The sequence below is a fragment of the Bradyrhizobium guangdongense genome (assembly GCF_006483445.1).
Classification (GTDB): domain Bacteria; phylum Pseudomonadota; class Alphaproteobacteria; order Rhizobiales; family Xanthobacteraceae; genus Bradyrhizobium; species Bradyrhizobium guangdongense_A.
The window spans coordinates 1-1,069 of sequence record NZ_PPPT01000341.1 but is presented as its reverse complement, the minus strand read 5'-3'; the positions used below and the strand labels follow the sequence as shown (position 1 = coordinate 1,069).

The window sequence follows — 1,069 nt, the reverse complement described above, 5'->3', positions numbered from 1 at the left end:
CACCGCGATCGGCATGGCCCAGGACCTCGAGATCATGATCGCCGCGGTCGTGATCGCGTGCCTGGTGATGTACATTTCCTCCGGACCGGTCGCGCGGTTCGTCGCCGAGCATCCGACCACCAAGATGCTGGCGCTGGCATTCCTGGTGTTGATCGGCGTCGCGCTGGTCGCGGATGGATTCAAATTTCACATTCCGCGCGGCTACATCTATTTTGCAATTGCGTTCTCGGCGGCGGTCGAGTTCTTCAATGTGCTGGCGAGACGCAACCGCAAGAAGCCGGTCAAATAGCCGGCCCGTGCGTTCCAGGGGGCGTCGAGTTGACAAGCGGGGCGCGATGGCCTTCGCTTGCACCCAAGAAGAACGAGGAGGTCAGGGATGACCAAAGCCGTCCGCGTGCACAAGGTCGGGGGTCCGGAGGCCCTCGTCTATGAGAGCGTCGACGTGCCCGCGCCCGGCCCCGGCGAGATCCGCGTCCGCCAGCATGCGGTCGGGTTGAACTTCATCGACGTCTACTACCGCACCGGCCTCTACAAGGCGCCCGGATTCCCGTTCATCGCCGGCAACGAGGCGGCCGGCGAGGTCGTGGCGGTCGGACCCGGCGTGACGAACTTCCACGCCGGCGACCGCGTGGCCTACTACCACAACCTCGGCGCCTATGCCGGCGAGCGCAACATCCCCTGGGAGAAGCTGGTCAAGCTGCCCGACCACATCACCTACGAGCAGGGCGCTGTGCTGATGTTGAAGGGGCTGACGGTCTGGTATCTCCTGCACAAGACCTTCAAGGTCGAACCGCATCACCGCGTGCTGATCCACGCCGCCGCTGGCGGCATCGGGCTCTTGGCCTGCCAATGGGCGAGGGCGATGGGCGCGCACGTGATCGGCACCGTCGGTTCGCGCGCCAAGGCCGAGCTTGCGGAATCCAACGGCTGCGATCACGTCATCCTCTACAATGAGGAAGATTTTGTCGCGCGGGTGAAGCAGATCAGCCGCAACGAGGGCTGCGACGTCGTCTATGACGGCGTCGGCAAGGCGACATTCCCGGGCTCGCTGTCCTGCCTGAAGCCGCGC

2 protein-coding genes are annotated in these 1,069 nt (G+C 64.8%); both read left to right on the top strand.

Going from position 1 to position 1,069, the window contains the following annotated elements:
• The coding region (locus tag C2U70_RS32680) for a TerC family protein (protein ID WP_433960727.1) at positions 1-289 on the top strand (289 nt) is incomplete at its 5' end.
• 87 nt (positions 290-376) lie between these two features.
• Positions 377-1,069, top strand: a 693-nt coding sequence (locus tag C2U70_RS32675) for a quinone oxidoreductase family protein (RefSeq protein WP_140982908.1), incomplete at its 3' end; no start/stop codon positions are given.